The sequence below is a fragment of the Lentzea albidocapillata genome (assembly GCF_000719115.1).
In the GTDB taxonomy this organism is placed as follows: Bacteria; Actinomycetota; Actinomycetes; order Mycobacteriales; family Pseudonocardiaceae; genus Lentzea; species Lentzea albidocapillata.
On sequence record NZ_JOEA01000064.1, the window covers coordinates 1 to 725 of the forward strand.

Sequence of the window (725 nt, forward strand, 5' to 3'; positions counted from 1 at the left end):
CAGCGGCGCCGGCAGCCCAGGCGCCGCCGAAGACGATCGCCAGCACGCCCGCGTAGGCGGTCACCTTCGTGGCGGTGTTCATCTCAGGTCCTTTCAGCTCGCGACGAGCGTGTAGCCGGCCTCGGTGACCGCTGCGCGAACGTCGTCCTGCGTCACCGGCTGGTCACTGGTGACGGTCACCTTGCCGCTGGCCAGTTCGACGTCGACCTTCTGCACGCCGCCGATCTGGCTGATCTCCTCGGTCACTGAGCTGACGCAGTGTCCGCAGGTCATGCCGGTGACGGTGTAGGTGGACTCGGCCATGGGGGAGCTCCTCGTGTACTGGTGGGACTGGGGGAATCAGGAGCGGACGAGACGGGCGATGGCGTTGCTGGCCTCGGCGATCTTTTCGTCCGCCTTGGTGCCGCCCTCGGTGATGGCCTCGCTCACGCAGTGCTTCAGGTGCTCGTCGAGCAGTCCCAGTGAGACAGCCTGCAGAGCGCGGGTCGCCGCGGAGATCTGGGTGAGCACGTCGATGCAGTAGTCGTCGTTCTCGATCATCCGCTGCAGACCGCGCACCTGGCCCTCGATGCGCTTCAGGCGGCGCAGGTGGGCGTCCTTGTTGTCGGTGTAGCCGTGCATTTACCGCTCCTGTCGATCGGTCCGTCGCGCGGCCGGTCGCAACTGACCGGGGGAACGACGGGCGCTTGCCACCTTTATACCTAAGGGGGGTATGGGTGTGCAAG

Annotated in this window: 2 protein-coding genes; both read right to left on the reverse strand. The window is 66.5% G+C overall.

Annotated elements, in window-relative coordinates; translation table 11 throughout:
• Positions 1–93: 93 nt before the first annotated feature.
• Positions 94–303, reverse strand: a complete 210-nt coding sequence (locus tag IG04_RS0141785; RefSeq protein ID WP_030482287.1) for a heavy-metal-associated domain-containing protein — start codon at positions 301–303, stop codon at positions 94–96.
• 36 nt (positions 304–339) lie between these two features.
• Positions 340–621 carry a metal-sensitive transcriptional regulator gene (locus IG04_RS0141790; RefSeq protein ID WP_030482288.1) on the reverse strand — a complete coding sequence of 94 codons (282 nt, stop codon included), beginning with the start codon at positions 619–621 and terminating at the stop codon, positions 340–342.
• Positions 622–725: the final 104 nt, after the last annotated feature.

Coding starts and splice junctions, on each gene's coding strand:
- IG04_RS0141785 (WP_030482287.1), bottom strand. CDS start 303: ATGGCCGAGTCCACCTACACCGTCACCGGCATGACCTGCGGACACTGC.
- IG04_RS0141790 (WP_030482288.1), bottom strand. CDS start 621: ATGCACGGCTACACCGACAACAAGGACGCCCACCTGCGCCGCCTGAAG.